This is a genomic window from Falsiroseomonas oryziterrae, assembly GCF_021864505.1.
Taxonomy (GTDB): domain Bacteria; phylum Pseudomonadota; class Alphaproteobacteria; order Acetobacterales; family Acetobacteraceae; genus Falsiroseomonas; species Falsiroseomonas oryziterrae.
Genome location: NZ_JAKJIB010000255.1, coordinates 1 through 6,145 on the forward strand (window position 1 = coordinate 1; position 6,145 = coordinate 6,145).

Consider the following 6,145-nt stretch of genomic DNA (forward strand, 5'->3'; position numbering starts at 1 on the left):
GGGGCGGGCGGGCAACAGCGGCTCGCGGCGCGTCGTCGCCCGCCGGCGCAGGCGGGGCCGGGTGGGCAGGCGCGACGGTCGGCGGGGCTGGGGCGTGTCGGACAACGGGTCCGGGATAGACGATCCGGCCCCGCGCCGCGAGGTTGGCCTACCTGTCCACCACCAGCAGGTCCTGGAAGCCGGTGGTGAGCTTCTCGCCGCCGCCGGGGCGGCAGACGATCACGTCCTCGACACGTGCGCTGAAGCTGCGGTCCTGCAGGATCGAGGGCTCGACGGTGAACATCATGCCCTCGCGCAGCACGCTGCGATCGGACTTCGTCAGGAAGGGCGGCTCGTGCACGTCCCAGCCGATGCCGTGGCCGAGGCGGTGGCGGAAGTTCGGGCCGTAACCGGCATCCTCCACGACCTTGCGCGCGATCGCGTCCACCTCGGCGGCGGTGGTGCCGACCTTCAGCGCGGCGATGCCGGCGGCCTGCGCGTCCATCACCACGCGGTGCACCTTGCGCTGCTCCGCGCTCGGCTCGCCGAAGCTGACCGTGCGGCCGTAGTCGTAGCAGAGCCCGTCATGCGAGGCGCCGAAGTCGAACAGCACGGAACACGGCGGGTGGATCGGCCGCTTCCACGATTCCAGTCGCCGTCCCATCAGCAGCGGGTGGTCGGGGCCGGTGTTGTAGAGCGACGTCGTGAAGGTCTGGCCGAGGCTGCCCTGGCGCTGCATCTGGAAGTTGATCTCGGCGATCGCATCGAGCTCGGTCATGCCGAACTTCAGCTGCTTCAGCGTCTCGGCGAAGGCGGCCTCGGTGCGGCGGCCGGCCTCGCGCATCGTCGCGACCTCGGCCTCCGACTTGATGACGCGGAGCTCGCGCAGGATGTCGGTGGCGGAGACGAAGACGGCGTCGGGCAGGATGGATTGGAGGTGCACCACGCTCTCGCCATGCGCGCGGTCGCTGATGGCTATGCGCGGCCGCGCGGGCAGGCGGCAACCCGCCAGGATGTCGCGGCAGAGCGCGGCCGGATCGTCATGGTCGCCGAGGACGCGGATCTCGATCCCCTTGCTCTCGCCGCGTCCCTTGAACTCGGCCGTCATGCGCGGGAGCGCCAGGACCGGCGCGCGCGTCGGCGTCAGCCAGGCGCCTTCCAGCCAGCCGCCGGGATGCAGCGTGGTGCCGTAGTTCGGGATGTCGCGCGGGATGCCGGCCAGGTAGTGCAGGTCGGTGCCGAGCGGGATGAAGGCGAGGTCGGCGCGGCCCTCGAGCAGGCGCTGGAAGGCGGGAAGGCGGTCGGCGGCGGTGGGGGCGGGGTGCATCAATCCACCGTCGCCCCCGACGCGATGACCAGCGGGCGCCAGGTCTCGACCTCCTCGGCGACGAAGCGCTGGAAGTCGTCCATGAAGCGGTCGCCGACGTCGTTGGCGAGATCGCGGTAGCGCGCGCGGATCTGCGGCAGGGCAAGCACCGCGCGCACCTCGTCGGCGAAGCGCTGCTGGATCGGGCGCGGCACCGCGGCGGGGAAGCTGAACCCCGCCCAGCCCTCGGCGACCAGCTGCGGAAAACCGTGCTCGACGAAGGTCGGGATGTCGGGAAACAGCTCCGTGCGCGTGGGCGAGGTCATGCCGATGCCGCGGATGCGGCCCTCGCGCAGGAAGCCGACGGAGGCCGCGATGCCGTCGAGCGTGACCGGCACGTTGCCCGCGATGACGTCGGCCACCGCCTGCGCGCCGCCGCGATATGGCACATGCGTCATCTCGATGCCCGCCACCTGGCAGAAGCGCAGCATGACGAGATGCGGCAGGCTGCCGACGCCCGAGGTCGCGTAGTGCAGCCCGGGCGAGCGTCGCGCCGCGGCGGCGAGCTCGGCCGGGTTGTTGAAAGGCGTGCGGTTGTTCGACATCAGCGCGTAGTAGCCGCGCTGGATCATCGCGACATGCGCGAAGCTGCGCACCGGATCCCAGCTGATGCGGCCGCGGTAGAGCGTCGCGCCGACATTGAAGGCGGAGACCGGCGAGAGCAGCAGCGTGTAGCCGTCGGGCGCGGCATCGGCGACGAGCCCGGTGCCGAGCGTGGCACCCGCGCCGGGGCGGTTGTCCACCACGATCGGCTGGCCGAGGCGCTGCGAGAGCTGGTCGGCGAGCATGCGGCCGATGACGTCGGTGGAGCCGCCGGGCGCGAAGGGGATCACCATGCGGATCGGCCGGCTCGGCCAGGGGGACTGCGCCACGGCGGGCGAGGCGAGCGTCGCGGCGGTCGCGGCGAGCAGGATGCGGCGGCTGATCATGGCGGCAGTCCAGGTGGTTTCGCGGATGTCATCACGCGGCGCCGCTTCGGACAATCTACCCCGTGGTGGTCCAGCGCCGCGGCGTGCCGGCGGCGCGTTCCATCAGCCAGGTCAGCAGGTGCATCTCGACAAGCTGCGGCCGGGCGCGGCGGTCGAGCCAGGCGCGGTGCCACTGCTGCGCGATCGCCGCGAGCCTTTCGGACAAACCCCAGTCCGGCAGCAGGCGGGGATGCGCCGGCAGCGCGGTGGCGAGGCCGAGATGGTGGGCGAGCCGCAGCCCGCCGGGGGCGATCCGGAAGGCGCGGCGGAAGGCGCGGGCGATGAAGAAGCCGATCGCCTGCAGCGGGCCGTCGGCGACCAGCGGATGCGGCGAGATGCGGACCAGCAGGCGGTGGAGGAGGCGCGCGGCCGCGGCGCGGCGGAGTGCGCGATGCGCGCTGTCGGGCCGGCCGAAGCGTTCCGGCAGGGCGCGCCAGGGCAGGGTGGAGCAGGCGATCCAGAAGATGCCGTCCCAGGTGGCGCGGAGGTCGCGCGGCGGGCGCCCGGTCGGGCTGCGGAGCAGGGGCGCGAGCGCCTCCCATTCGGCGTCGGAGAGCGGGCGCCATGGCGTCGGGCGGGTGGAGCGGAGCGGGAAGGAGGGCGGGGGCTGCATCGGGCGAGGATACAGGAACATAGTCCCAATTATCCCTTTGACAAAGGCAGATCGTTCCGCCTAGTGTCAAGGTCATGGGCGCCGACCTCACCGCACCGATCTACACCGACGAAACCGCAGCCCGCGCGCATCTGGAAGAATTGCGCTGGCCGCACGGGCCTGTCTGCCCGCATTGCGGCGTCGTGGACCAAGCGACCCGACTGGCCGGTGAGGCGCACCGTCCGGGGCTCTTGGAGTGCCGCGCGTGCCGCCGCCAGTTTAGCGTCACGGTTGGCACCGTTTTCGAGCGCAGCCATGTCCCGCTGCACAAGTGGGTTCTGGCGACGCATCTCATGTCGGCCAGCAAGAAGGGCATTAGCGCCCATCAGCTGCACCGTATGCTCGGCGTCACCTACAAGACCGCCTGGTTCATGGCGCACCGCATCCGCGAAGCCATGACCGATCCGAACCCCGGCCCTATCGGCGGGTCGGGCAAGGTTGTCGAAGCCGACGAGACCTACATCGGCAAGGCCGAGAACGCGCAGGCCGTCATCAAGCGCCGCAACCAGCCGACCAAGGGCGGTAAGTCTGGCCCGGCCGGCAAGCGCCCTATCGTCGCGCTAGTCGAGCGCGGCGGCGAGGTGCGCGTCGAGCATATGCCCAAGGTCACGGCCAAGAACGTCCGCGACGTGCTGGTGCGCCACGCGGACCGCCGCAGCCGCCTGCACACCGACGAAAGCAACCTCTATCCGCGCGTCGGCGTCGAATACGCGACCCATGAGACGATCCGCCACTCGGCCGGCGAGTATGCCCGTGGCGACGTGACGACCAACAGCGTCGAAGGCTTCTTCGGCGTGTTCAAGCGCGGCTTTCGCGGCATCTACCAGCATTGCGGCGAGCAGCACCTACAGCGCTACCTCAACGAGTTCGCCTTTCGCTTCAACCATCGCGCCGCGCTCGGCGTGGACGACACCACACGCGCCCATGCGGCCCTCAAGGGCATCACCGGGAAGCGCCTGACGTATCGGCGGGCTGACGAAGCGCCTGATGCCTAAGCAGGCCGCGCGCGAGTTCTTGCGCTGGCGAAAACGCTTGGGCCGACTCGACCGAGGGTCGTAACCAGCACGGTTGATGAGGCGGATGGGCCGGGTGCTCCGCCAAGAACTCCCCGGCCCGCCGTCCTGCCCGCGCACATCTGGAGTCCGTGCGGGCCGGCTCGGAAACTTCGTTAGGCGTAAGCCTCTCGTCGTGGTCGCGTCAACGGGCTCCTTTCATGGAGGCCTTCGATGGCGAACAACATCCACATTTCTTACGACCTGCACAATCCAGGCAAGAACTACGACGCGCTGATTGACGCGATAAAGAAGATCAGCGGCAAGTGGGCAAAAATCCATTACTCGTTTTGGTATGTAAAAACACCACTTACGTCCGCCCAAGTGCGCGATGCGCTTGTGCCGCATCTAGACAAAAACGACAGTCTCTACGTGGTGGACGCGAAAAACAACATGGCCTCTTGACAAAACATTGATAACGCAGCATCGGAATACATTAGGGAGCAGTGGAACCAGTAACGCCAAACCGGGCAGGAGGGCGCGCCCCAAAAGGGCGCCCCTCTATCCAAAAAGTCACGCCAAGCCAGCGAGCCGCGAGCGAAAGAATACGCAGCCTCATCGCTCTTGATCCTTTTGCCGTTGCGGTGCCTTGGGCGCAGGTTTCTGTGACTTTTTGGGCGCCTTCAATTTGGCCGTCGCAAGCATTCGCTTGAGCGCCGCGTCGCGCCGCTGATCTTCCTCTTTGGAGCGGTCATCTGCCATGGAACACGCCGCCTTTCATCCGCAGCTTAGCCCTCAAGAGATACAGGAGGTCGGGCGCCTCACAATCAACTTCGGCTACGCCGAACTTCTGCTAGATTGGCTGCTCAAAGATGCCTTCCAAATCGGGGACGCGGAAGCGTCGCGGGTTCTCATCACGCCGCTAAGCACCAGGCACAAAATGCAGCTGCTGTCTAAGCGGCTACCTAGATGCAGAAACGAAGAAGTTAAGGCAATCCTTGCCGCCGCGCTCAAGAGACTGGATGAAATTAACGAAGTGCGTAACGAGATCATTCACGGCTACTGGGCGTTTGCACACGGAGCGGGTGGGACCAGTAGCTTCTTTCGAAAAAATCCAGCCAAGTCACCAATTACGCCAAGCGATGTTTCGCGGCTCGCGGACCAACTGGCGGTTGTCACAAGGGATCTTTATCACGCCCACAACATTCTGCTCGGCCAGCCGCTTCCACTTCACAAGCCGCATTTTTTGGGGGTTCGACGCGAGGGCCATGAAGTTTGGTTTGATGCATTGGTGCCGCCGCCAGAGCCGCAGCAAGCACCTTCCGGGCAACCCGAAAACGACTAGCGCACTCATCAGCCTCATCGAGGACCGCGACCGCAGCCTCCACCATCTCCTCTGTAATCTCAAACACCGGCCCGTCACGCGGCCCTTGGGTAGCCACGCGGGGCTCCTTTGTCAAAGGGATAATTAGGAACATAGTCCTATACCGCAAGCGAAAACCGGCCGCCGGACTCCTCGCCGCGGCGGGGCCCGGCAAAGAAACGCCCGGTCGGCGGCGGGCCGGCCGGGCGCAAGATGAGGGAGGAAACGTCAGAACGAGTGAACCTGCCGGGTGGCAGGGACGGCGGGAGGGCCACCTCGCCACCGTCAAGGCGAATTGACGCAGGGCGCTCCAAGATTGTCAAGGTAAATTGACAACGCGGCGCCCGGCACCGGCGTTCACCGCTTCTTCAATGCCCCTGCCGCATCCCCGCGCGGCGATGCGGGGGCGGGCGGATGGACGAGCTGATCGCGGATTTCCTGACCGAGACCCATGAGGGGCTGAGCGCGCTCGACCAGGCGCTCGTGCGGCTCGAGAAGCAGCCGCAGGACGCGGCGACGCTGTCGGCGATCTTCCGCGTGGTCCACACCATCAAGGGCACCTGCGGCTTCCTCGGCCTGCCGCGGCTGGAGCGGGTGGCGCATGCGGCGGAGAACCTGCTCGGGCGCTGGCGGGACGGGTCGCTCCCGGTCACGCCGGACGGCATCACGCTGGTGCTCTCCGCGCTCGACCGCATCAAGGCGATCGTCGCGGGGATCGAGGCGCAGGGCGCGGAGCCGGCGGGCGAGGATGCGCCGCTGATCGCGGCGCTGGACGCGGCGGCGGAGGGGCGCGAGGCGGGGGAAGCGCGCGGGGAGGAATCGGGC

At 67.9% G+C, this 6,145-nt stretch carries 7 protein-coding genes; 4 read left to right on the forward strand and 3 right to left on the reverse strand.

What is annotated here, in order from left to right; all coding sequences use genetic code 11:
- Positions 1-148 precede the first annotated feature (148 nt).
- The 3 genes from L2I40_RS17300 to L2I40_RS17310 are packed head-to-tail and all read right to left on the reverse strand — an operon-like array spanning position 149 to position 2,926.
- A complete protein-coding gene (locus L2I40_RS17300; protein ID WP_237216440.1) occupies positions 149-1,306 on the reverse strand; it encodes a M24 family metallopeptidase in 1,158 nt (385 codons plus the stop codon).
- Positions 1,306-2,274 (reverse strand): Bug family tripartite tricarboxylate transporter substrate binding protein, encoded by a 969-nt coding sequence (locus L2I40_RS17305; protein WP_237216441.1) that lies wholly within the window; start codon positions 2,272-2,274, stop codon positions 1,306-1,308. The genes L2I40_RS17300 and L2I40_RS17305 overlap by 1 nt, the downstream gene beginning before the upstream one ends.
- Positions 2,275-2,329: 55 nt before the next feature.
- Complete coding sequence (locus L2I40_RS17310) at positions 2,330-2,926, reverse strand: transposase (protein WP_237216442.1); 597 nt, start codon at positions 2,924-2,926, stop codon at positions 2,330-2,332.
- 74 nt (positions 2,927-3,000) lie between these two features.
- Here L2I40_RS17310 and L2I40_RS17315 point away from each other — a divergent pair, with 74 nt between their 5' ends.
- From L2I40_RS17315 to L2I40_RS17330, 4 genes are all read left to right on the forward strand, one after another.
- On the forward strand, positions 3,001-3,960 hold the full coding sequence (locus L2I40_RS17315) for an IS1595 family transposase (protein ID WP_237216443.1): 960 nt from the start codon (positions 3,001-3,003) through the stop codon (positions 3,958-3,960).
- Positions 3,961-4,191: 231 nt separating this feature from the next.
- Positions 4,192-4,422, forward strand: coding sequence for a hypothetical protein (locus L2I40_RS17320; RefSeq protein ID WP_237216444.1), 231 nt, complete (start codon positions 4,192-4,194; stop codon positions 4,420-4,422).
- Between the two features lie 295 nt (positions 4,423-4,717).
- Positions 4,718-5,302 carry a hypothetical protein gene (locus L2I40_RS17325; RefSeq protein WP_237216445.1) on the forward strand — a complete coding sequence of 195 codons (585 nt, stop codon included), beginning with the start codon at positions 4,718-4,720 and terminating at the stop codon, positions 5,300-5,302.
- Positions 5,303-5,734: 432 nt separating this feature from the next.
- Positions 5,735-6,145, forward strand: a 411-nt coding sequence (locus tag L2I40_RS17330) for an Hpt domain-containing protein (protein ID WP_237216446.1), incomplete at its 3' end; no start/stop codon positions are given.

Coding starts and splice junctions, on each gene's coding strand:
- L2I40_RS17325 (WP_237216445.1), top strand. CDS start 4,718: ATGGAACACGCCGCCTTTCATCCGCAGCTTAGCCCTCAAGAGATACAG.
- L2I40_RS17305 (WP_237216441.1), bottom strand. CDS start 2,274: ATGATCAGCCGCCGCATCCTGCTCGCCGCGACCGCCGCGACGCTCGCC.
- L2I40_RS17310 (WP_237216442.1), bottom strand. CDS start 2,926: ATGCAGCCCCCGCCCTCCTTCCCGCTCCGCTCCACCCGCCCGACGCCA.
- L2I40_RS17320 (WP_237216444.1), top strand. CDS start 4,192: ATGGCGAACAACATCCACATTTCTTACGACCTGCACAATCCAGGCAAG.
- L2I40_RS17300 (WP_237216440.1), bottom strand. CDS start 1,306: ATGCACCCCGCCCCCACCGCCGCCGACCGCCTTCCCGCCTTCCAGCGC.
- L2I40_RS17315 (WP_237216443.1), top strand. CDS start 3,001: ATGGGCGCCGACCTCACCGCACCGATCTACACCGACGAAACCGCAGCC.